Below are 20193 nucleotides of genomic sequence, written 5' to 3'. Positions count from 1 at the left end.
CCGGAGCGGCTTTTTCGTGCCCGCGCTGTTTTCAGATTCCGGTGGCCTGCGGGCTGCGCACATAGCCATACAGACGCGGCAGTTCTGCCGCATCCACCTCGTCCAGCGGCCAGCAGCCAGCTTCCAGCGCATCCGCCGCCAGGGTCATGTCTTGCGTATGCACCAGGCCCAATCCGGCATCAGTCACCAGATAAAGATGCCCCTCGGCATCGTGCAGGGCTTTGCCGGCCTGCACCTGCCTGCCGGTATGCGTCCAGACCTGCCATGCTTGCGACTCTGCCGGCCGCTTCAGTCGCAGCACCCAGGGAGCGCGCTCCAGCTCTACAAACACCCGCTGCGGCCCGTTCTGGAAATACCAGCGACCGTCAGCATCGGCCTCATAGTTGCGGCCGATGAAATCGCGCAGCTTCTCCATCTCCACCCGGCTGCCCCGGCTCGCTGCACTGCTCCCCGCACCGGCAAACGGACCGGCCGCCTGCGCCGCAGCATCACGCAAATACCAGTCACCGCGCGCACCCAGTCCCAACCAGCCGGCGCAGGCCGGAACATTCGGCCACTTGGCCATCGCCTGCTTCACGATATCGTCCATCTTGTCTCCTTCTCCGGGTCAGCCATTTACGCCCTGGTCCTGCGCATTCTGTCACGTAGTCTGATATGGCGGCGGGCAAGTTCTGCGGTATGCTTTCCGCATCATCCCCTCTTTCCGCATGGAGAATCCTATGAAGCGCTGGTTTCTGGTCCTGATGACTGTCCTTGGCCTGTTCAGCCTGTCTGGCTGTGGCTACAACCAATTCCAGTCCCTGGACGAAAAAGTCAAATCCTCCTGGAGCGAAGTGCTGAACCAATACCAGCGTCGCGCCGATCTGGTACCCAACATCGTCGCCACCGTACAGGGCGAGGCCAACTTTGAACGAGACACGCTGACCCGCGTCATCGAAGCCCGTTCCAAGGCCACCTCGATCCAGGCCACGCCCGAGCTGATCAACGACCCGGAAGCCTTCAACAAGTTCCAGCAGGCCCAGGGCGAGCTGTCCAGTGCCCTGTCGCGCCTGATGGTGGTTGCCGAGCAATATCCGCAGCTCAAGGCCAACCAGGCTTTTCGTGATCTGCGTGTCACGCTGGAAGGCACGGAAAACCGCATCACCGTAGCCCGCAACGATTACATCCAGTCGGTGCAGGAATACAACGTGCTGGCGCGCCAGTTCCCGACCAACCTGACCGCCATGATTTTTGGCTACAAGGCCAAGCCCAACTTCACGGTAAGCAACGAAGCTGAAATCTCCCGTCCGCCGACGGTGAATTTCGACAACCAGTCGCAGCCGCAACCCCAGCGTCAGTAATCCCCCAGAGGCCAGCCGTCATGACCGCAACAGCCCTTCCCGCGTCCGGAGCCCGCCTGTTCCCGGGTGTGCGACAGATGCTGCTGGTCCTGCTGCTGGCCTGTGTCGCACTGCTGCCCACCAGTTGGGCACAGCAGCTGCAACCGATTCCTGCGCTCACGACACGTGTCACGGACACCAGCGGTACGCTGTCGCCAGCCGACAAGGCCTCGCTCGAGGCCCGTCTCGCCGCCTTCGAGCAAAACAAGGGCAGCCAGATCGTCATCCTGATGGTGCCTACGACCCAGCCCGAGGACATTGCCGCCTATGCGCTGCGTGTCGCCCGGGAGTGGAAAGTGGGCCGTCGTGATGTCGGCGACGGCCTGCTGATCCTGGTCGCCAAGGATGACCGCCGCATGCGGATCGAGGTCTCACGTGCGCTGGAAGGAGCCGTGCCGGATATCGCCGCTGCGGCCATCATCGATCAGGCCATGAAACCGCGTTTTGCCGCCGGCGATTATGCCGGGGGCCTCTCGGCGGCCGTCGAACAGATTCTGGCGCGCATCGATAACGAGGCACTGCCAGCGCCCCATCCGCAGGGCCGCACCGCACCTGACATGATCGACAACAGCATCGGCTGGATCGAAGCCCTGGTGATTGTCACCATGGTGGCCATGATCGGTGGTGCCCTGCTCAAGTCCATCCTCGGTCGTCCGCTCGGCTCCCTGGCGACAGGCGCTGCTACCGGTGGCATCATGTTCGCCATGACCGGGGCCCTGACGGCAGCCGGTATCGCCGGCCTGGTCGGCCTGCTGATCGCCTTGTTTGGCGGCTCGGGCGGTGGCGGCCGAGGTGGTGGTGGCGGAGGTGGCTCCGGCCCGTCCGAGGCCCTGCGTCGCCGCAACAATGCCGGTCGTCGCGGCCCGGTCATCCTGCCCATGCCGGGCCCCGGCTGGGGTGGCGGTGGCGGCTTCGGAGGTGGAGGTTTCGGCGGCGGCTTCGGCTCTGGCGGTGGCGGCAGCTTTGGAGGCGGTGGCGCCTCGGGAGACTGGTAATCATGCCTTTCAGCAATCCCTTTCGCAAGACGGAACCCCTGCTACAGGACAACAGCGCGGCAGAAACTTTTGCCGATCCCGCAGCACGTGAACTGCTCACGGAACAGGCCATCGAGCAGCTGACCGCGCACATCACCCACAGCGAAACCCGTCACACCGGTGATATCCGTATCTGCATCGAGCACACCCTGCCCGAGAGCTATCGGCAGCGTCAGGCCAGCGCCCGCGAGCGCGCCGTCATGCAGTTTGCCAAGCTCCGCGTCTGGGATACCGAGCACAACAACGGCATCCTGATCTACATCCTGCTGGAGCCGCATGCCATCGAAATCGTCGCAGACCGTGGCTACAACCGTTGTGTTGCGCAAAATACCTGGCAGGACATCACGGACCGCCTGCGGGAGCGTTTCCAGCAGCACGATTACCTGCAAGGCCTGAGCCAGGCCCTGGATCGCATTACCGACACCATGGCCCAGTGCTACCCGGCAGATCCCGCTCATGTACGCACCGAAAACCTGCCCAATGCTCCCGTGATTCTGGATCCGGCTAGCAAGCGCTAGTCGGCGTAAACCGCTTGGTCAGCCGTGCTTTTGCACGGCTTTTTCACGTCTGTACCCGGGTACTGTCATGAGCCAGACCTTTTGGATCGCCTGTGGATCCCGATTCGTCTGCAGCAAAGTCCGTGCCTGTTCTGCCAAACTCCAGCAACGGACATCGCCACAAAGACAGCTGCCAGGCCGGCAGCGCTCTTCCTGCAGATCGGCAATACCGCATGACAACATTCCAGCAGCCCATGAAAAAATCCCCTGCAGTTGCCTGTCAGGGGATTTCTTGCCTCCGGTTACCCGGTTGAGTGCTGATGCTGCATCAGCGCTTCTGGCGGTACTTGCGCAGGGCAGCCAGCTGAGCAGCCATGATGGCCAGCTCGGACTGTGCCAGGGCCACGTCGAACTCGGTCTTGGCGCTCTTCAGGGCTTCTTCAGCTTCCTTCTGGGCCGCCAGGGCCTTGCTCTCGTCCAGATCCTTGCCGCGGATGGCGGTATCGGACAGGACAGTGACCACATTGGGTTGCACTTCGAGGATGCCACCCGCCACGAAGATCAGCTGCTCGTCGCCATTCTCGTCCTGGATGCGCACGGTACCGGGCTTGATGCGGGTGATCAGCGGCGTGTGGCGGGGATAGATCCCCAACTCACCGCTTTCACCCGGCAGGGCCACGAAGCGTGCGCGACCGGAATAGATCGACTCTTCCGCGCTGACCACATTCACTTGCAGGGTGTTCATGTGCTACCCCTTATCAACCAGCGGCCAGCTTCTTGGCTTTTTCGATGGCTTCGTCGATGGTACCGACCATGTAGAAGGCCTGCTCCGGCATGTGGTCGCATTCGCCGTCCACGATCATCTTGAAACCGCGGATGGTTTCTGCCAGCGGCACATACTTGCCCGGAGAACCCGTGAACACTTCGGCCACGTGGAACGGCTGGGACAGGAAACGCTGGATCTTGCGCGCACGAGCCACGCTCAGCTTGTCTTCCGGAGCCAGTTCGTCCATGCCCAGAATCGCGATGATGTCACGCAGTTCCTTGTAGCGCTGCAGGGTACCCTGCACAGCACGGGCCACCTTGTAGTGCTCTTCGCCGACGACCATCGGGTCCAGCTGACGGCTGGTGGAGTCCAGCGGGTCCACGGCCGGGTAGATACCCAGGGCAGCAATGTCACGGCTCAGCACCACGGTGGAGTCCAGGTGGGCGAAGGTCGTGGCAGGAGACGGGTCGGTCAGGTCGTCCGCGGGAACGTACACGGCCTGGATGGAGGTAATGGAACCCACCTTGGTCGAGGTAATACGCTCTTGCAGACGGCCCATTTCCTCGGCCAGCGTCGGCTGGTAGCCCACGGCGGAAGGCATACGGCCCAGCAGTGCGGACACTTCGGTACCGGCCAGCGTGTAGCGATAGATGTTGTCCACGAAGAACAGCACGTCACGGCCTTCGTCACGGAAGGACTCGGCCATGGTCAGACCGGTCAGCGCCACGCGCAGACGGTTGCCCGGGGGTTCGTTCATCTGGCCGTACACCATGGCTACCTTGGACTCGCCCAGGTTCTCCAGGTTCACCACGCCGGAATCGGCCATCTCGTGGTAGAAGTCGTTACCTTCACGGGTACGCTCACCCACGCCGGCAAACACGGACAGACCGCTGTGTGCCTTGGCGATGTTGTTGATCAGCTCCATCATGTTCACGGTCTTGCCCACACCGGCACCACCGAACAGACCCACCTTGCCGCCCTTGGCAAACGGGCACACCAGGTCAATCACCTTGATGCCGGTTTCCAGCAGTTCCTGCGAGGGGCTCAGCTCGTCGTATTCGGGAGCCTTGCGGTGGATGGAAGCAGTTTTCGCCTGATCAACGGGACCACGCTCGTCGATCGGCTGACCCAGCACGTCCATGATGCGGCCCAGGGTAGCGGGACCGACCGGAACGGTGATCGGGGCCTTGGTGTTGTACACCTCCATGCCGCGACGCAGACCGTCGGAAGAACCCAGGGCAATGGTACGCACCACGCCGTCACCCAGCTGCTGTTGCACTTCCAGGGTCAGGGCAGAGCCGTCCATCTTCAGGGCGTCGTAGACCTTCGGCATCTGGTCGCGCGGGAACTCGACGTCAACGACGGCGCCGATACACTGCACGATCTTGCCTTGTACTTGATTTTCTTGAGCCATTTTTTGCTCCAATAATTTCTAGGGTTACACCGCTGCGGCACCAGCCACGATTTCCGACAGCTCTGTCGTAATCGCAGCCTGGCGGGTCTTGTTGTAGACCAGCTTCAGCTCGTGAATCACATTGCCTGCGTTGTCGGTAGCGGCCTTCATGGCCACCATGCGCGCCGATTGCTCGGACGCCATGTTTTCGGCTACGGACTGCAGCACCAGCGCTTCCACATAGCGGACCAGCAGATCGTCGATCACGGACTGTGCATCGGGCTCGTAGATGTAGTCCCAGTTCTGGGACTTGCCACTGGCCATCGTCTCTTCTGCCATCTTGCTCTGGGACAAGGGCAGCAGAGGTTCCAGCACCGGTTCCTGACGCATGGTGTTGATGAAACGGGTGTAGCCGATGTACACCGCGCTCAGTTCACCATTGGCATAGGCATCGAGCAGTACCTTGACCGGGCCGATCAGCTTCTCCAGTTGTGGCGTATCGCCCAGCTGGATCGTGTTGGCCACGACCTTGGCACCCATGCGGTTCAGGAAGCTGAAGCCCTTGTTGCCAATGGCCACGGCACGCGTCTCGATACGAGCGTCCTGATTCTCACGGATCTTGTTGGTCACACTGCGCAGCACGTTGGTGTTCATGCCACCGCACAGACCCTTGTCGGTCGTCACGACGATCAGGCCTACGGCCTTGGCATCGTCGTTCTTGACCATGAAGGGGTGAACGTATTCCGGGTTAGCGGCACCAAGGTTGGCAGCAATGTCCCGGACTTTTTCGCTGTACGGACGAGCCGCGTGCATGCGATCCTGCGCCTTGCGCATCTTGGATGCGGCCACCATTTCCATGGCCTTGGTGATCTTCTTGGTATTTTCTACCGAAGCGATCTTGCCGCGAATTTCCTTACCTGCTGCCACGTTGCTCTCCCGTGATCACGCGAAGGACTTCTTGAAGGCAGCGATGGCGTCGGCCAGCTCGGCCTCGTCCTTGCCTTCCTTGTCGAAAGCCTTGTTGTCTTCCAGACGCTGCAGCAGGGCTGCATTCTTGTCCTTCAGGTGTGCATGCAAACCGGCTTCGAAAGCCAGAACCTTCTTGACATCGATGTCATCCAGGTAACCCTTGTTCACTGCGAACAGCGTGGCACCCATCAGGCTCACCGGCTGCGGGCTGTACTGGGTCTGCTTCAGCAGTTCGGTCACGCGGGCACCGCGGTCCAGCTGCTTGCGGGTAGCTTCGTCCAGGTCAGACGCGAACTGCGCGAACGCAGCCAGCTCACGGTACTGTGCCAGGTCGGTACGGATACCACCGGACAGGCCCTTGATCAGCTTGGTCTGTGCAGAACCACCCACGCGGGACACGGAGATACCGGCGTTAATGGCGGGACGGATACCGGCGTTGAACAGGCTGGTTTCAAGGAAGATCTGACCGTCGGTAATGGAAATCACGTTGGTCGGAACGAATGCGGACACGTCACCAGCTTGCGTCTCGATGATCGGCAGTGCCGTCAGGGAGCCAGTCTTGCCAGTCACTTCACCCTTGGTGAACTCTGCCACGTAGTCGGCGTTCACGCGGGCTGCGCGCTCCAGCAGGCGGCTGTGCAGGTAGAACACGTCACCCGGGTAGGCTTCACGGCCCGGCGGACGACGCAGCAGCAGCGATACCTGACGGTAGGCCACGGCCTGCTTGGACAGGTCGTCATAAATGATCAGGGCGTCCTGGCCGCGATCGCGGAAGTATTCGCCCATGGTGCAACCGGCGTAGGCGCTCACGTACTGCATGGCTGCAGATTCGGAGGCGGAAGCGGCGACCACGATGGTGTAGTCCATGGCACCCGCACGCTCCAGCGCACGCACCACGTTCTTGATGGACGAAGCCTTCTGACCGATGGCCACGTACACGCAGGTCATGTTCTGACCCTTCTGGTTGATGATCGCGTCGATGGCCACGGCAGTCTTGCCGGTCTGACGGTCACCAATGATCAGCTCGCGCTGGCCACGGCCGATCGGCACCATGGAGTCGATCGACTTCAGGCCGGTCTGCACCGGCTGGTCCACGGATTTACGTGCGATCACGCCCGGAGCCACCTTTTCGATCACGTCCGTCATCTTGGCGTCGATCGGGCCCTTGCCGTCGATCGGCTCGCCCAGCGCGTTGACCACGCGGCCAATCAGTTCTGGACCCACCGGCACTTCCAGAATGCGGCTCGTGCACTTCACGGTATCGCCTTCGGAGATGTGCTCGTAGGCACCCAGAATCACCGCGCCAACGGAGTCACGCTCAAGGTTGAGCGCCAGACCGAAAGTCGGGGTGCCATCGGGGGCTGCCGGGAACTCCAGCATTTCACCCTGCATCGCATCAGACAGGCCATACACGCGGCAAATGCCGTCAGCAACGGAGATAACGGTACCTTCGTTGCGGATGTTGGCAGTGCCCACCAGACCCTGGATGCGGCTTTTGATTTGTTCAGAAATCTCTGCGGGATTGAGTTGCATGACTCTTTCCTTCTTCCTTAATTGCCTCAGACCCGGCCCGCTTACGCAGTCAGCGCCTGTTTCATTTGTTCAATACGGGCCTTGACGGAGGTGTCGAGCACTTCGTCACCCACGACAACGCGCACGCCGCCAATCAGCTCCTGGTCCACGACCACAGTCGGCTGGAGCTTGGTGCCAAAGCGCTTTTCCAGCAGCGCCATCAGATCTGCGAGTTCGGCACCTTCCATCGGGAAGGCGCTGTAGATCACGGCATCTGCCGCCCCAGTGGCAGCATTTTTCAGCGACTCGAACTGGCTGGCGATTTCGGGCAAGGCCGCCAGGCGGCCGTTGTCCAATACCAGGCGCAGGAAGTTCTTGCCTGCTTCGGGCAAGGCTGCCGGCAGCAAACCTGCAATCAGCTCGAACAGCTGCGAGCCGTGCACTTTGGGGCTGTCGGCCACCTGCAGCAGCTCGGCATTGCCAGCTACCGCAGCAAGCTGGCCCACCCACTGGGCAGTCTCATCCAGCTTGCCGGCACTTGCGTCGAACAAGGCCTGAGCATAAGGACGAGCAATGGTTGCAAGTTCAGCCATGTTCTTCCTTTATCAGAGCTCAGCCTTGAGGCGGTTGAGCAGTTCAGCATGCACGCCAGCATTCACTTCCTTGCGGAGGATCTGCTCGGCGCCCTTGACGGCCAGGGCAGCCACCTGCTCGCGCAGTTCTTCGCGTGCGCGAACAACCTGCTGCTGGGCTTCTGCCTGTGCGGCTGCAATGATCTTGTTGCCTTCTTCGGTGGCACGGGCCTTGGCTTCTTCCACCATGGCTTGCGCGCGACGATCGGCATCGGCCATGCGGGCAGCCGCCTCATTGCGAGAGGTGGACAGTTCCGCTTCGACCTTCTTGTTCATGTCCGCCAGATCAGCCTTGGCCTTGTCAGCCGCAGCCAGTCCGTCGGCAATCTTTTGCGCCCGCTCGTCCAGCGCCTTCGTGATCGGAGGCCACACGAACTTCATCGTGAACCACACCAGGATCGCAAAGACAATGGCCTGCAGGACCAATGTTGCATTGATATTCATGTTACCCCCTTTCGGTCATGAAAGGTAACAGAATTAGATGGCGAAGGGGTTGGCGAATGCGAACAGCAGGGCGATAGCAACACCAATCAGGAAAGCCGCGTCGATCAGACCAGCCAGAATGAACATCTTGGTCTGCAGTTCGTTGATCAGCTCAGGCTGGCGTGCGGAAGATTCGAGGAACTTGCCGCCCATCAGTGCAATGCCGATAGAGGCGCCAACAGCACCCAGACCGACGATCAGACCACAAGCCAGTGCAACGAGGCCGAGAATGTTTTCCATGAAAAGCTCCTAAAGGTTGGTGGAAAAGTAAAAGAAAACCAGTTGAAATTGCGATCAGTGTGCTTCGTGCGCCTGACCGGTATAGATCAGCGTCAGCATCATGAAGATGAATGCCTGCAGCGTAATGATCAGGATGTGGAAGATGGCCCACACCGAACCTGCAATGATATGACCGATGGCCAGACCGATGCCCGTACCGCTCAGCGCCCATGCACCACCCATCAGGGCAATCAGCATGAACACCAGCTCGCCTGCAAACATGTTACCGAACAGTCGCATACCGTGAGAAACGGTCTTGGCAACATACTCGATGACCTGCATCAGGAAGTTGATCGGGTACAGCAGCGGATGGTTGCCGAAGGGGGCTGCCACGAGCTCATGCGCCCAGCCACCCAGACCCTTGATCTTGATGTTGTAGAACAGGCAGACCAGCAGCACACCAACCGACAGACCCAGCGTCGTGGACAGGTCGGCGGTCGGGACGATACGCATATAGGCATGGTGCGGATCATGGCCGGCAGCGGCATAGCTGCGCGCCCACATCTCGGGAACCAGGTCCACCGGCAGCAGGTCCAGCGCGTTCATCAGGAAGATCCAGACAAACACGGTCAGTGCCAGGGGGGAAATCAGCTTGCGGCTCTTGGCGTTATGGATCACGCCCTTGGCCTGGTTCTCGACCATTTCGGCCATCACCTCAACGGCAGCCTGGAAGCGACCCGGAACACCGGAGGTCGCCTTGCGGGCACCCAGCCACAGCAGCCAGCAGCCCAGCACACCCATCAGGATGGACCAGATCAGGGAGTCTGCATTGAACAGGCTGAAATCCACGATTTTGGTCTGCTTGACCGCCTCGAGGTTGAAGTTGTACTGCATGTGCTGCAGGTGGTGGACGATGTACTCACTTGCCGTGGGGCCGTGGTTCACCGCTTGCTCTACGTTTCCAGCCATATCGATCAATCCCAAAAACAAAATTCTTCAGTGCGCCACGCTTCTGGTACGCATCCATGCGAGCCAGTAGGCCTTCAGCGTCACTACAAATCCTGCCAGCATTGCCAGCCAGTTCATGTGCTCCCCCATCAGCAGCGGCGCCAGCGCCAGCAGCACGATGGTCAGCATGACCTTCACACCCTCCCAGGCCAGCACCGATGCAAAGCCGAAGCCGGCACCCAGCCGGATCCCGGCCTGCTCCTGCCGGCGTCGACCTCGCAGCATGCCTGCGATGGCCAGCGCCGATGGCAGCAGTGCTGCCAGCACCCCATAGGCAGCCGACAACACCACGGCAGGAGTCCATCCTGCCAGCATTTGCACCACTCCACTTGCAACAACTAGCACCAGCCCCACATACGCCTGCACTTTCCACATCTGCCACAAGGACGGTGCGGGATTGGCATGACGCCAGGCCTCGGCCTGCTCTGCGGTCCAGGGAATGACCTCGTCTTCCTCTGGTGCGTCGTCGTACGTGGTGGTGTTTACGGGGTACTGCTTCATTTTTACAATCCGCTACCCGCACACACAGTTGGGCACACACGAACTCCGGCGCATTATACGCAGCAACACGCCATATGACCAGTTGATGCGCATTTTTTGACAGACACACGCTTTATTTTCCGTCAGTTGCAGCGTTTTGCTGCAGTAGCTTGACCCCATGCCATGTACTGCCGTGGCGCGACATTCTCTTGCAAAAGGGCCACAATGTACCCATATGTTGCATACGAGGACTCCAGCCCGGAGCCCTGCGGGCATTTGCCCAGTCACCGGATACACACAGCATGACCGACAATCCCCAACAAGCCACTCGGGAATCCCTGATCGAGTTTCCCTGCGCCTTTCCCATCAAGGTGATGGGCGAGCACGCCGAGGAGTACATTGCCGAGATCCACGCAATCGCCCGCCAGTTCGACCCGGACTACGACGAGACCAGTTGCGAGCTGCGTCCGAGCAGCACCGGCCGCTATATCGGCATCACGATCACGGTACAGGCGGTCAGCCAGCAGCAGCTGGACGACCTCTACCGGGCACTGACCAGTCATCCGCGCTCCAAGGTGGTGCTGTAAGTGACGATCCGGATCCTGCAACGTGGCGTACTCGATTACGCCACGGCATACGACGAGATGCGCGCCTTCACCGAGACGCGTGATGCCACCACGCCGGACCAGCTCTGGCTGTGCGAGCATCCACCGGTGTTTACACAAGGCCTGGCCGGTAAGGCCGAACATGTGTTGCTGCCTGGCACTATCCCGGTAGTGCAGAGCAATCGTGGTGGTCAGGTGACCTATCACGGACCGGGGCAGGTCGTGGCCTACCCGCTGCTCGACCTGCAGCGCGCCGGCTACTTCGTCAAGGAACTGGTCTACCGCATCGAGGAGGCTGTGCTGCGTACGCTGTCCGACTACGGCGTCACCGGCCATCGCGTGGCCGGTGCGCCCGGCATCTATGTGCGGCTGGATGATCCGTTCAGCCACGCTGCCCTCAACGAACCGCGCGCGCCCGGACAGGAGTTCCGCAATCTGGGCAAGATCGCCGCGCTCGGCATCAAGGTCAGCCGCCACTGCAGCTACCATGGCGTGGCGCTGAACGTGGACATGGATCTGGAACCCTACCAGCGCATCAACCCCTGCGGCTATAGCGGTCTGCAGACCATTGACCTGGCCTATTGCGGCATCCGCACCAGCTGGCAAGAAGCTGCCGACCGCCTGGGCAATGCGCTTGCGCGCCGTCTGGGCTCCTGATTTCTGCCTGCGCAGCAAGCGTCCTGCGGCTACACTTGCACCACTGTTTTTCGTCTGCCTTCTGCCATGAACCCCAAAACACCCGAATCCCACAGCAGCAATCCCGTCGTGCGTGAAGCGCAGGACCTTGCCTCCTACAACCCGCTGGCCAAGCAGAAGGCCGCCGCCAAGCTGTCGCGCATTCCGGTGAAGGTGGAGCAGCACGAGATCCTGCGCAAGCCGGAATGGATTCGCGTCAAGGCCGGCAGTCCGAGTACGCGCTTCTACGAAATCAAGGATATCCTGCGCCAGAACAAGCTGGTGACGGTGTGCGAAGAAGCCTCCTGCCCGAACATCGGCGAATGCTTTGGCCACGGCACGGCCACCTTCATGATCATGGGGGACAAGTGCACGCGCCGCTGCCCGTTCTGCGATGTCGGCCACGGCCGCCCCGATCCGCTGGACGTGAACGAGCCGGAAAACCTGGCGAAGACGATTGCCGCGCTCAAGCTGAAATACGTGGTGATCACCAGCGTGGACCGTGATGATCTGCGTGATGGCGGTGCCCAGCATTATGTGGACTGCATCCGCCGCACACGCGAGTTGTCTCCCGCGACCCAGATCGAAGTGCTGGTACCCGATTTCCGTGGCCGCGATGACCGGGCGCTGGACATCCTGAAGGCGGCACCGCCGGACGTGATGAACCACAACCTCGAAACGGTGCCGCGCCTGTACAAGCAGGCCCGGCCGGGCAGCGACTACCAGTTCAGCCTGAACCTGCTGAAGAAATTCAAGGCGCTGTTCCCGCATATCCCGACCAAGAGCGGCCTGATGGTGGGTCTGGGCGAAACCGACGAGGAAATCCTCGAGGTAATGCGCGACATGCGCGCCCACGATATCGACATGCTGACCATCGGCCAGTACCTGGCACCCAGCACCAGCCACCTGCCGGTACGCCGTTATGTGCACCCGGACACCTTCAAGATGTTCGAGGAAAAGGCGAAGGAAATGGGCTTCAGCCACGCCGCCGTGGGCGCGCTGGTACGCTCCAGCTATCACGCCGACCAGCAGGCACACGCCGCTGGTGTCTGAACCGGATCGGGACGTACAGGGCGAAACATTTCGCCATGTACGATGGCAGGCCGAACGCGCTTGCCAAATTAAATCATTCAGGCTATAATTGTTACCCCTCCGGCCCGCGGTCGGAGCATCTTTCGTTGCTGTTCTTCGGACGCCAGTGCCAGGCAGTATCAGCGGCGGACTTCAGTCAGCACCCGCATCCCTATCCGGATGCCTGCTGCTCGACACCATGAAGATCCCTTTTTCATGGCCTTGTTGCCACCCCCTTGTGGAGATGCCATTGCAAGCTTCAACCCATTCCATTCTTCCCAAACAGCGCCGTGCTGCACAGGACGTGCCGCGCATGGCTGCCGGCCTGCACCTGATTGGCGATCTGTACGGCTGTGACAGCGATCCGCGCCTGATGACGGATGCCGCCTATCTGGAAGCCTTCTGCAAGCAGGCCGTCGCCGATGCCGGCCTGACCACCGTGGGCAGCCTGTTCCACAGCTTTGGTGAAGACAGCGGCGTGACCGGCGTGGTCGTGCTGGCGGAATCGCACTTGTCACTGCACACCTGGCCGGAAGACGGCTACGTGACACTCGACGTCTATGTCTGCAGCTATGCCTGCGACAACAGCGCCAAGGCCGAAGCCCTGTTCAAGACGATGATGGACGCCTTTGATCCGGAAGACCCGCATCTGCATCGCGTGGTACGCGCATGAAGCCCCCTGCCGACCGCTTTGCGCTGGAGCAGCTGACAGCCGATTTCGGCTTTTATCTGCGCGCCAACCGGCTGCTGGCCGAGCAGCGTTCCGAGATGCAGCATATCGAGATCCTGGAAACGCCGCTGTTCGGTCGCGCCATGCGCATCGACGGCTGCTTCATGACCTCCGAACGTGACGAGTTCTTCTACCACGAGCCGATGATCCACCTGCCGGCAGTGTCATTGGGTAGCCCGCGTTCGGCCCTGGTGATCGGCGGTGGCGATGGCGGTGCGATCGAGGAGCTGCTGAAGTACCCGGAAATGCAGCGCGTGGTGCTGGCCGAGCTGGACAGCGAGGTGATCGACATGGCACGCGCGTGGCTGCCGCAGATCCATCGTGGTGCTTTTGACGATCCGCGTCTGGAGATCCGTCTGGGCGATGGCCGTGCCTTTGTCGAGCAGTGCGAGGAACACTTCGACCAGATCGTGCTGGATCTGACCGATCCGTTTGGCCCGGCAGTGCAACTCTACACCACCGAGTTTTATGCCAGCTGCCGCCGCGCCCTGCAGCCGGGCGGCGTGCTGTCCTTGCATATCCAGTCGCCCATTCACCGTCCCGATACGCTGGCGCGCATTGTGGCTTCGCTGCGCGAGGTGTTCCCGGTGGTGCGCCCGTACCTGCAGTACGTGCCGCTGTACGGCACCCAATGGGCCATGGCCATGGCCTCGGACAGCACCGACCCGCTCATGCTGAGCGCCGCAGAGGTGGACCAGCGCATTGCCGCGCTGGGACTGCGCGATCTGCAGCTGTACAACGGCGCCATGCATCAGGCACTGCTGGCCCAGCCGAACTATCTGCGCACGCTGCTGGCGCAAGCCGCCGAGCCGATCCGCGATGGTCTGGCCCTGCAGGATCCCAGCCTGCAGCCCGAAGACTTCGATCCGCTGCAGGTCACACGCGCCTGAAACCGGACCGGATCAGCCTGCGGCCTGCATCAGGCTGGCCGGATCGCGACTGGCCAACAGCTGTTGCGCCCACTCCTTCAGTTTGCCGCTATCGGCGCGCACGATTTCCTGCTTGACCGCCAGAATCTGTGCCGGGTGCATGGAAAAACTGCGCAGGCCCAAACCCAGCAGCAGCCGCGTGAAACCGGTATCGCCGGCCATTTCCCCACAGACGGAGACCGGCTTGCCGGCATCGATCGCGGCCTGGATCGTCATCGCCAGCAGCTGCAGCACCGCCGGGTGCAGCGGATCGTACAGATGCGCCACGGATTCATCGGCACGGTCGATCGCCAGCGTGTACTGGATCAGGTCATTGGTGCCGATCGACAGGAAGTCGACATATTCGAGGAACATGCGGGCGGTGAGGGCCGCCGCCGGCACCTCGATCATGGCACCGAGCAGGACCTCGCCATAGACCATGCCCTTGTCATCCAGTTGTTGGCGCGCCGTTTCCAGCATCTGCAGGGTCTGACGGATTTCACGCTCATGGGCCAGCATCGGGATCAGCACATGAATGCGCCCGAGGGCCGCAGCACGCAGGATGGCGCGCAGCTGGGTCAGGAACATGGCCGGCTCGGCCAGGCTCCAGCGGATGGCGCGCAAGCCCAGCGCCGGATTCAGGTGCGAGGCATCCGGCACGCTGTCATCCAGCGGCTTGTCGGCTCCCACATCGATGGTGCGTATCGTCAGCGGCAAGCCCTTCATGCCTTCCAGCGCCTGACAGTAGGCACGATACTGTTCTTCTTCGTCAGGATGATGCTGCTTGCGTCCCATGAACAGGAATTCGCTGCGGAACAGGCCGACCCCGACCGCGCCTGAAGCCAGTGCCGCCTGGGTATCCTGCGGCAGCTCGATGTTCGCCAGCAGCTCCACCTTCTGGCCGTCCAGCGTGACCGAGGGCGTGCTGAGCATGCGCAGCAGGCGCGTTTTTTCCAGTTCATCCTGGCGCTGGCGGAAGCGGTATTCATCCAGCACGATAGGCGAGGGGTTGACCAGCATCACACCGGCATCGCCATCGATGATGATCCAGTCGTCCTGCTGCACCAGCCGGCTGGCGCCGCGCGCACCGACAATCGCCGGAATGCCCATGCTGCGCGCCACAATGGCAGTGTGCGAGGTCTTGCCACCGACATCGGTGACAAAGCCCTTGAAGACGCTTTGCCGGAAATGCAGCATGTCGGATGGTGTCAGGTCATGCGCCACCAGCACCAGCGGCACATCGGCCGCATCCTCTTCCAGACATTCACCGCTGCGGCACATCGGTTTCTGCATGCCCAGCAGCGATTGTTCCCCTTCGATGCGCTTGATCAGACGCTCGATCACCTGTTCCAGATCCGCCTTGCGCTCACGCAGATAGGGGTCATCCATGTCATCGAACTGGCGCGCCAACCGCTCGAACTGGGTCGACAAGGCCCAGCCAGCGTTGTAGAGACGATCGGCAATCCAGTAACGCACGCCGCTGTAAAGCTCATCATCCTGCAGCAGCAGCATGTGCACCTCGAGCAGCGCCGCCACTTCGCCGGGCATGTCCTTGTTCATGGTGGCCAGCAGCAGCTGGATTTCCTGTACCAGCGCATCGCGCGCCTCGTACACGCGTGCGATCTCTGCCTCTACCTGCTCGGCATCGATGAAATAGTGCCCGACATCGGCGCGACTGGACGCAATCACCACGGCACGGCCGATGCCGACGCCACGTCCCACGCCAATGCCATGGATCGATATCGTCATGCTGACTGTCTCCTCTGCCTCATGCTGCCGCCAGCGGCCAGCTTACTCACCTTCGCCGAACTTGTCATTGATCAGGGCCAACAACGCGTCCATCGCTTCCTGCTCCTGTTCGCCACTGGTTTCCAGCGTGACTTCGGTACCGATGCCGGCAGCTAGCATCATCACGCCCATGATGCTCTTGGCATTCACACGACGGCTGCCGCGTGTCATCCAGACTTCGCAGGGGAAGGAGCCGGCCAGCTTGGTGAGCTTGGCCGAGGCACGGGCATGCAAACCCAGTCTATTGCTGATGGTGATGTCTTGCTGAATCATGGGGGAGATCTCGTTGCTGATTCTGGACCGGCGTGTAGGCAAAGGACATGATGCCTTGCTGGGCACCTGCCATGGCACGTTCGACCAGGTCTTCGAGGGCCTGTTCCGCATAGCAGGTCGCGCGCAGCAGCATCGGCAGGCTCAGTCCGGTAAGGGCACGCACCTGCATGCCGTGCGTCGCCTGGGGCACCGATTGCAGCAGATGCTGCACCACGTTCGAAGGCGTGGCGCCGAAGACATCGGTGAGAATCAGCACGCCATCTGCCGACGAGCGCTGCAGCAGCTCCAGGGCACGCTGCTGCGTCACATCCGGTGCCTCCTGGGGCGGGACATCCAGCGCCAGCACCCGTTCGCCACAATCCGGAAAAACATGCAGGGCGCACTGGCGCATCGCGTCTGCCAGCGGCTCATGGGCAACGATCAGAATCTGGTTCATGCTGTCACGCCGCAAAGGCGTGTTTCATCCTGTCGAAAGTTCACTGCTGCGTCAGTCCCCTTGCTGCAGGAACTGGCGGAAAATCATCATCAGGCCATGGCTTGCCGGCCCGATACCAGCTTGACAGTATAGGTGACAATCTGTTTCACTGCTGCGCACTATCTCCCATGATTGCAGCGGGTTTCGACACAAACGCTACACTAGCCGGACTGATTCCGCTTCCTGTATCCCACCATTCAGCACCATGAAACTCGTGTTCCGCCTCATGGCCATCCTCGCCATCGCCGGCGTGGCGGCTGCCACCTATTTCTCCCTCAACAGCAACAAGTCGGCCCCGCAAACCAGCTACCTGATGCTCGACGGCAGCCAGAAAAGCACCACCGACTGGCAGGGCCATGTCACGCTGGTCAACTTCTGGGCCACCAGCTGCACCACCTGCGTGGCGGAAATGCCGATGCTGAGCCAGACCTACGAGAAGTACCAGGCGCAGGGCTACCGCACCGTGGCCGTGGCCATGCAGTACGATCCGCCCGAGTACGTGAACAACTTCGTGCAGTCACGCAAGCTGCCCTTCGAAGTGGCGCTGGACCACACCGGCCACAACGCCAAGGCCTGGGGAGATATCAGCATCACCCCCACCACCTTTCTGCTCAACAAGCAGGGAGAAATCGTCAAGCAGTATGTGGGTGCGCCCAACGAGCAGGAGCTGCACAGCCTGATCGAAAAGCTGCTGGCCTCCTGAGCCGGGAGCTATTTGCGCCTGAAGCTGTCGTGACAGGACTTGCAGCTCTGTGATGTGGCACTGAAGGCCTTTTTCAACGCACCCAGCTCTCCGCTGCGCGCCGCCTGTGACAACTCGGCGGCGGCCTGCCTGAAATCGGCCGCTTCCTGCTGGAAGCGGCTGGAATCGGTCCAGATTTCCGGTCTGGCGCGGGTATCGCCCTGGTCACTACCCGCAATGAAGCCGGCCCAGGGCAGGTGCGCCAGGTAGGCCACCACATCCGCGTGCAGTCTGGCTGCCGCAGGATCATGGGGGCTCTTGCCGCTTGCCATGGCCCCCAGGGGCGAAAAATGCGCCTGCATCAGGTTGAATGCATTCTGGCGGTAGGCGACGGCATCTTCGGGCTTGGCGAAATGCTGGGCCGGAGCTGCTGCACTGCCCAGCAGCAGGGCAGTGGCCAGCAACAGATGAGGTACGGGTTTCATATAGACAGTTCCTTGTTGTTCCAGTCAGGCAGGCTGGCTGGCAAAACAGACAGACGTCTCCACTATAAGCCAGCCACAGCCCTGTGATAGAGTGGAAGATTCATCTGCTGCCCAAGACAGCGCCTGCAAGACCTGTCATGTCTACACGCCCTTCACGCACCCCGATCCGCATCTGGGATCTTCCTACCCGTTTGTTCCACTGGCTGCTGGTGCTGCTGGTCACCGGCATGTTTGTCACCGCTACTCTGGGCGGGCTCTGGATGGACTGGCATGTCCGACTGGGTCAGGCCATGTGTGGCCTGCTGCTGTTCCGCCTCTTCTGGGGCATACTCGGTGGCCGCTGGTCGCGCTTTTCATCGCTTCGACTGCAATTGTCTGCACTGATGCAACAGCTCTCCGGTCAATCCCCTGCCAGCATGGAAGCCGGTCACAGTCCCAGCGGCTCCTGGTCCGTCGTCATCATGCTGCTGGCATTGCTGACGCAGACCATCAGCGGCCTGTTCAGCAGCGACGATATAGCGTTTGCCGGGCCACTGGCAGCCTGGGTGTCCAGTGACAGCAGCCGCTGGTTTACCCGCATACATCTCTGGGGGCAAAACCTGATACTGGCCTTGCTGGCCCTGCACATCCTGGCTGTGCTGTTCCAGAGCCTGGTGCGCGGCAAGACACTGATGGCCCCCATGCTCACCGGTGACAAGCCATTGCCTGCCGATACGCCCGCCAGTCGTGACAAGCCGGCCAGCTGGCTGCTCGCCCTGTTGTTGCTCTGTCTCTGTGTCGCCTTTGCCTGGTGGCTGGGCACCCTGTCATCCCCATTGCTGTAGTTTCCTGTAGCGCCATGCCTGATCTTCCTGAAACGCCTCCCACCATCAGCCTGCACACCATCACGGACGAGCACCTGCTCGACGAAGCCCGCCGGGTTGTGCAGGAGTATGCCGACAGCCTGGACATACCACTGGACTTCCAGGATTTTGAACGCGAGATGGCGGAGTTTCCAGGCGTCTACGCCGAACCGGGTGGAGCGCTGCTGCTGGCCCTGGTGGATGGTGCGGTTGCCGGCTGCTGCGCCTTGCGCCCCTTGCCCGACTCCGACTACGCTGACGCCGCAGAAATGAAACGGCTCTATGTGCGCCCGATGTTCCGTGGCTTTGGCCTGGGCCGCACCCTGACCGAGGGCATTCTCGATGCCGCGCGTCTGGCCGGCTACCAGCATGTGCTGCTGGACACCATCAGTGACATGGAAGCGGCCCGCGCATTGTACGAAGAGCTGGGTTTTGTCGAAATCCCGCCTTACTACTACAACCCCCATGCCGGCACACATTACCTGATGCTGGCCCTGTAAGGCCACGGACACAAAAAAGGGCCGACGTCAAGCCCTTCCTGCAAATTACGCGGGACTTGAAATCATATACGGGGCAATAGGTTAGCTCTGTTTCGTGCCGCATTCAGGAGATGCGACGTTGTGGACTGGGAGCCACATGAGAGCCTTGGGAAAGTAAGCCACGTCGTGCTGAGACGATGAAAACCATCTAGAGACAGCAAACTTATTTGTCATAGTAGCCCATTCCTTCGCGCACCATCCAAAACAAACAAAGCACAACAGCAAATACCAGGGAAGATGACAGCTTTCGATCCGTTGCGGTCCTACAAATTCACGCGTAGCCATGCCCAAGCATGGATGCTCAGTGCATGGCCTGTGTTCAGCTTGCCGATCTCAGAACAAATCTGCGTTGGGCTCTTCAGGTGCGGTGGGCGACGCCTCTGGCGTGGGTGCGGCAGCCGACATCAAGCGATGCAGTTCCTTGAGTTTGGCCAGCAGCTCGTCGAATGTGACCACCACGACATCTTTGGATGAATGGCGGAATGAACCGCCCCGGGTTTCGAGGAGGCTGGTTGGTTTAAGTGGACACCTCTGCCAAGGTGTTGCTGTCGGCAAGTTGCCTCCAGTAGTTTGCCTCAGCTTCTGCCGGCGGGATACCCCCGATCGGCGTGAGCAGTCGGACGTGGTTGAACCAGTGCACCCATTGCAGGGTCGCCAGTTCCACGGCTTCCCTGGTCTTCCAGGGGCCCCGGCGATGAATCAGTTCGGCCTTGTATAGCCCGTTGATGGTCTCGGCCAGCGCGTTGTC

Annotated in this window: 26 protein-coding genes; 11 read left to right on the top strand and 15 right to left on the bottom strand. The window is 61.1% G+C overall.

The features are described from left to right. Window positions 1–31: 31 nt before the first annotated feature. Window positions 32–589: a DUF2946 family protein gene (locus C513_RS0111155; RefSeq protein ID WP_018716097.1), complete on the bottom strand. Its 558-nt coding sequence runs from the start codon at window positions 587–589 to the stop codon at window positions 32–34. 130 nt (window positions 590–719) lie between these two features. Here C513_RS0111155 and C513_RS0111150 point away from each other — a divergent pair, with 130 nt between their 5' ends. From C513_RS0111150 to C513_RS0111140, 3 genes are all read left to right on the top strand, one after another. Continuing rightward, a complete protein-coding gene (locus C513_RS0111150; protein ID WP_018716096.1) occupies window positions 720–1340 on the top strand; it encodes a LemA family protein in 621 nt (206 codons plus the stop codon). Between the two features lie 77 nt (window positions 1341–1417). Then, window positions 1418–2374: a TPM domain-containing protein gene (locus C513_RS0111145; protein WP_018716095.1), complete on the top strand. Its 957-nt coding sequence runs from the start codon at window positions 1418–1420 to the stop codon at window positions 2372–2374. A 2-nt stretch (window positions 2375–2376) separates the two neighbouring features. Further along, window positions 2377–2931 carry a TPM domain-containing protein gene (locus C513_RS0111140; RefSeq protein WP_018716094.1) on the top strand — a complete coding sequence of 185 codons (555 nt, stop codon included), beginning with the start codon at window positions 2377–2379 and terminating at the stop codon, window positions 2929–2931. A 307-nt stretch (window positions 2932–3238) separates the two neighbouring features. Here C513_RS0111140 and C513_RS0111135 read toward each other — a convergent pair whose 3' ends face one another. From C513_RS0111135 to C513_RS13965, 9 genes are read right to left on the bottom strand one after another with little or no spacing between them, the layout of a single operon-like run. Beyond that, window positions 3239–3655 carry a F0F1 ATP synthase subunit epsilon gene (locus tag C513_RS0111135; RefSeq protein WP_018716093.1) on the bottom strand — a complete coding sequence of 139 codons (417 nt, stop codon included), beginning with the start codon at window positions 3653–3655 and terminating at the stop codon, window positions 3239–3241. Window positions 3656–3668: 13 nt separating this feature from the next. Then, window positions 3669–5090, bottom strand: coding sequence for a F0F1 ATP synthase subunit beta (atpD, locus tag C513_RS0111130; protein ID WP_018716092.1), 1422 nt, complete (start codon window positions 5088–5090; stop codon window positions 3669–3671). 24 nt (window positions 5091–5114) lie between these two features. Further along, window positions 5115–5996 (bottom strand): F0F1 ATP synthase subunit gamma, encoded by an 882-nt coding sequence (gene atpG, locus C513_RS0111125; RefSeq protein ID WP_018716091.1) that lies wholly within the window; start codon window positions 5994–5996, stop codon window positions 5115–5117. A gap of 15 nt (window positions 5997–6011) precedes the next feature. Then, a complete protein-coding gene (gene atpA, locus C513_RS0111120) occupies window positions 6012–7571 on the bottom strand; it encodes a F0F1 ATP synthase subunit alpha (RefSeq protein ID WP_018716090.1) in 1560 nt (519 codons plus the stop codon). A gap of 41 nt (window positions 7572–7612) precedes the next feature. Beyond that, entirely contained in the window at window positions 7613–8143 is a 531-nt protein-coding gene (locus tag C513_RS0111115) for a F0F1 ATP synthase subunit delta (protein ID WP_018716089.1), read from the bottom strand. Between the two features lie 12 nt (window positions 8144–8155). After that, window positions 8156–8626, bottom strand: a complete 471-nt coding sequence (locus tag C513_RS0111110; protein ID WP_018716088.1) for a F0F1 ATP synthase subunit B — start codon at window positions 8624–8626, stop codon at window positions 8156–8158. Window positions 8627–8659: 33 nt separating this feature from the next. Further along, complete coding sequence (gene atpE / locus C513_RS0111105; protein WP_018716087.1) at window positions 8660–8905, bottom strand: F0F1 ATP synthase subunit C; 246 nt, start codon at window positions 8903–8905, stop codon at window positions 8660–8662. 54 nt (window positions 8906–8959) lie between these two features. After that, on the bottom strand, window positions 8960–9853 hold the full coding sequence (gene atpB / locus C513_RS0111100) for a F0F1 ATP synthase subunit A (RefSeq protein ID WP_026320785.1): 894 nt from the start codon (window positions 9851–9853) through the stop codon (window positions 8960–8962). Window positions 9854–9880: 27 nt separating this feature from the next. Then, window positions 9881–10393 (bottom strand): ATP synthase subunit I, encoded by a 513-nt coding sequence (locus C513_RS13965; protein WP_026320784.1) that lies wholly within the window; start codon window positions 10391–10393, stop codon window positions 9881–9883. A gap of 281 nt (window positions 10394–10674) precedes the next feature. On the opposite strand from C513_RS13965, the gene C513_RS0111090 reads away from it, so the two are divergent. From C513_RS0111090 to speE, 5 genes are all read left to right on the top strand, one after another. Beyond that, a complete protein-coding gene (locus C513_RS0111090) occupies window positions 10675–10959 on the top strand; it encodes a YbeD family protein (RefSeq protein ID WP_018716084.1) in 285 nt (94 codons plus the stop codon). Beyond that, the gene (lipB, locus tag C513_RS0111085) at window positions 10960–11634 is read left to right on the top strand and encodes a lipoyl(octanoyl) transferase LipB (RefSeq protein WP_018716083.1); all 675 of its coding nucleotides are present in this window, start codon (window positions 10960–10962) and stop codon (window positions 11632–11634) included. A gap of 66 nt (window positions 11635–11700) precedes the next feature. Beyond that, entirely contained in the window at window positions 11701–12705 is a 1005-nt protein-coding gene (gene lipA / locus C513_RS0111080; protein WP_018716082.1) for a lipoyl synthase, read from the top strand. Window positions 12706–13036: 331 nt separating this feature from the next. Next, complete coding sequence (gene speD / locus C513_RS0111075) at window positions 13037–13396, top strand: adenosylmethionine decarboxylase (protein WP_018716081.1); 360 nt, start codon at window positions 13037–13039, stop codon at window positions 13394–13396. Beyond that, window positions 13393–14343, top strand: a complete 951-nt coding sequence (gene speE / locus C513_RS0111070; RefSeq protein ID WP_018716080.1) for a polyamine aminopropyltransferase — start codon at window positions 13393–13395, stop codon at window positions 14341–14343. Before speD ends, speE begins: the two co-directional genes overlap by 4 nt. Before the next feature lie 12 nt (window positions 14344–14355). Here speE and ptsP read toward each other — a convergent pair whose 3' ends face one another. Genes ptsP through C513_RS0111055 form a run of 3 tightly spaced genes read right to left on the bottom strand, consistent with a single transcriptional unit; the run spans window position 14356 to window position 16858 of the window. Continuing rightward, window positions 14356–16110, bottom strand: a complete 1755-nt coding sequence (gene ptsP, locus C513_RS0111065) for a phosphoenolpyruvate--protein phosphotransferase (protein WP_018716079.1) — start codon at window positions 16108–16110, stop codon at window positions 14356–14358. A gap of 42 nt (window positions 16111–16152) precedes the next feature. Beyond that, window positions 16153–16422, bottom strand: coding sequence for an HPr family phosphocarrier protein (locus tag C513_RS0111060; protein WP_026320783.1), 270 nt, complete (start codon window positions 16420–16422; stop codon window positions 16153–16155). Continuing rightward, window positions 16391–16858, bottom strand: coding sequence for a PTS sugar transporter subunit IIA (locus C513_RS0111055; RefSeq protein WP_018716077.1), 468 nt, complete (start codon window positions 16856–16858; stop codon window positions 16391–16393). The genes C513_RS0111060 and C513_RS0111055 overlap by 32 nt, the downstream gene beginning before the upstream one ends. A 244-nt stretch (window positions 16859–17102) precedes the next feature. On the opposite strand from C513_RS0111055, the gene C513_RS0111050 reads away from it, so the two are divergent. After that, a complete protein-coding gene (locus tag C513_RS0111050; protein ID WP_018716076.1) occupies window positions 17103–17600 on the top strand; it encodes a TlpA disulfide reductase family protein in 498 nt (165 codons plus the stop codon). Window positions 17601–17608: 8 nt separating this feature from the next. Here C513_RS0111050 and C513_RS0111045 read toward each other — a convergent pair whose 3' ends face one another. Then, entirely contained in the window at window positions 17609–18064 is a 456-nt protein-coding gene (locus C513_RS0111045; RefSeq protein ID WP_026320782.1) for a c-type cytochrome, read from the bottom strand. Window positions 18065–18201: 137 nt separating this feature from the next. On the opposite strand from C513_RS0111045, the gene C513_RS0111040 reads away from it, so the two are divergent. Both C513_RS0111040 and C513_RS0111035 read left to right on the top strand, forming a co-directional pair. Then, window positions 18202–18888 carry a cytochrome b/b6 domain-containing protein gene (locus C513_RS0111040; protein ID WP_026320781.1) on the top strand — a complete coding sequence of 229 codons (687 nt, stop codon included), beginning with the start codon at window positions 18202–18204 and terminating at the stop codon, window positions 18886–18888. A 14-nt stretch (window positions 18889–18902) separates the two neighbouring features. Next, complete coding sequence (locus C513_RS0111035; RefSeq protein ID WP_018716073.1) at window positions 18903–19406, top strand: GNAT family N-acetyltransferase; 504 nt, start codon at window positions 18903–18905, stop codon at window positions 19404–19406. Between the two features lie 556 nt (window positions 19407–19962). On the opposite strand, the gene C513_RS13330 is transcribed toward C513_RS0111035, so the two are convergent. Next, window positions 19963–20193: integrase core domain-containing protein (locus tag C513_RS13330; protein WP_018715292.1), on the bottom strand; the 231-nt coding region annotated here is incomplete at its 5' end.

Origin of the sequence: Allobrachymonas chironomi DSM 19884 (assembly GCF_000374625.1) — a bacterium.
In the GTDB taxonomy this organism is placed as follows: Bacteria; Pseudomonadota; Gammaproteobacteria; order Burkholderiales; family Burkholderiaceae_C; genus Brachymonas; species Brachymonas chironomi.
The sequence above is the reverse complement of the archived record's forward strand: the minus strand, read 5'-3'. Positions and strand labels throughout refer to the sequence as shown.

Excerpts from the sequence above, each read along its gene's own strand:
- C513_RS0111155 (WP_018716097.1), bottom strand. The coding sequence starts at position 589 with ATGGACGATATCGTGAAGCAGGCGATGGCCAAGTGGCCGAATGTTCCG.
- C513_RS0111150 (WP_018716096.1), top strand. The coding sequence starts at position 720 with ATGAAGCGCTGGTTTCTGGTCCTGATGACTGTCCTTGGCCTGTTCAGC.
- C513_RS0111145 (WP_018716095.1), top strand. The coding sequence starts at position 1,418 with ATGCTGCTGGTCCTGCTGCTGGCCTGTGTCGCACTGCTGCCCACCAGT.
- C513_RS0111140 (WP_018716094.1), top strand. The coding sequence starts at position 2,377 with ATGCCTTTCAGCAATCCCTTTCGCAAGACGGAACCCCTGCTACAGGAC.
- C513_RS0111135 (WP_018716093.1), bottom strand. The coding sequence starts at position 3,655 with ATGAACACCCTGCAAGTGAATGTGGTCAGCGCGGAAGAGTCGATCTAT.
- atpD (WP_018716092.1), bottom strand. The coding sequence starts at position 5,090 with ATGGCTCAAGAAAATCAAGTACAAGGCAAGATCGTGCAGTGTATCGGC.
- atpA (WP_018716090.1), bottom strand. The coding sequence starts at position 7,571 with ATGCAACTCAATCCCGCAGAGATTTCTGAACAAATCAAAAGCCGCATC.
- C513_RS0111115 (WP_018716089.1), bottom strand. The coding sequence starts at position 8,143 with ATGGCTGAACTTGCAACCATTGCTCGTCCTTATGCTCAGGCCTTGTTC.
- C513_RS0111110 (WP_018716088.1), bottom strand. The coding sequence starts at position 8,626 with ATGAATATCAATGCAACATTGGTCCTGCAGGCCATTGTCTTTGCGATC.
- atpE (WP_018716087.1), bottom strand. The coding sequence starts at position 8,905 with ATGGAAAACATTCTCGGCCTCGTTGCACTGGCTTGTGGTCTGATCGTC.
- atpB (WP_026320785.1), bottom strand. The coding sequence starts at position 9,853 with ATGGCTGGAAACGTAGAGCAAGCGGTGAACCACGGCCCCACGGCAAGT.
- C513_RS13965 (WP_026320784.1), bottom strand. The coding sequence starts at position 10,393 with ATGAAGCAGTACCCCGTAAACACCACCACGTACGACGACGCACCAGAG.
- C513_RS0111090 (WP_018716084.1), top strand. The coding sequence starts at position 10,675 with ATGACCGACAATCCCCAACAAGCCACTCGGGAATCCCTGATCGAGTTT.
- lipA (WP_018716082.1), top strand. The coding sequence starts at position 11,701 with ATGAACCCCAAAACACCCGAATCCCACAGCAGCAATCCCGTCGTGCGT.
- speD (WP_018716081.1), top strand. The coding sequence starts at position 13,037 with ATGGCTGCCGGCCTGCACCTGATTGGCGATCTGTACGGCTGTGACAGC.
- speE (WP_018716080.1), top strand. The coding sequence starts at position 13,393 with ATGAAGCCCCCTGCCGACCGCTTTGCGCTGGAGCAGCTGACAGCCGAT.
- ptsP (WP_018716079.1), bottom strand. The coding sequence starts at position 16,110 with ATGACGATATCGATCCATGGCATTGGCGTGGGACGTGGCGTCGGCATC.
- C513_RS0111060 (WP_026320783.1), bottom strand. The coding sequence starts at position 16,422 with ATGATTCAGCAAGACATCACCATCAGCAATAGACTGGGTTTGCATGCC.
- C513_RS0111055 (WP_018716077.1), bottom strand. The coding sequence starts at position 16,858 with ATGAACCAGATTCTGATCGTTGCCCATGAGCCGCTGGCAGACGCGATG.
- C513_RS0111050 (WP_018716076.1), top strand. The coding sequence starts at position 17,103 with ATGAAACTCGTGTTCCGCCTCATGGCCATCCTCGCCATCGCCGGCGTG.
- C513_RS0111045 (WP_026320782.1), bottom strand. The coding sequence starts at position 18,064 with ATGAAACCCGTACCTCATCTGTTGCTGGCCACTGCCCTGCTGCTGGGC.
- C513_RS0111040 (WP_026320781.1), top strand. The coding sequence starts at position 18,202 with ATGTCTACACGCCCTTCACGCACCCCGATCCGCATCTGGGATCTTCCT.
- C513_RS0111035 (WP_018716073.1), top strand. The coding sequence starts at position 18,903 with ATGCCTGATCTTCCTGAAACGCCTCCCACCATCAGCCTGCACACCATC.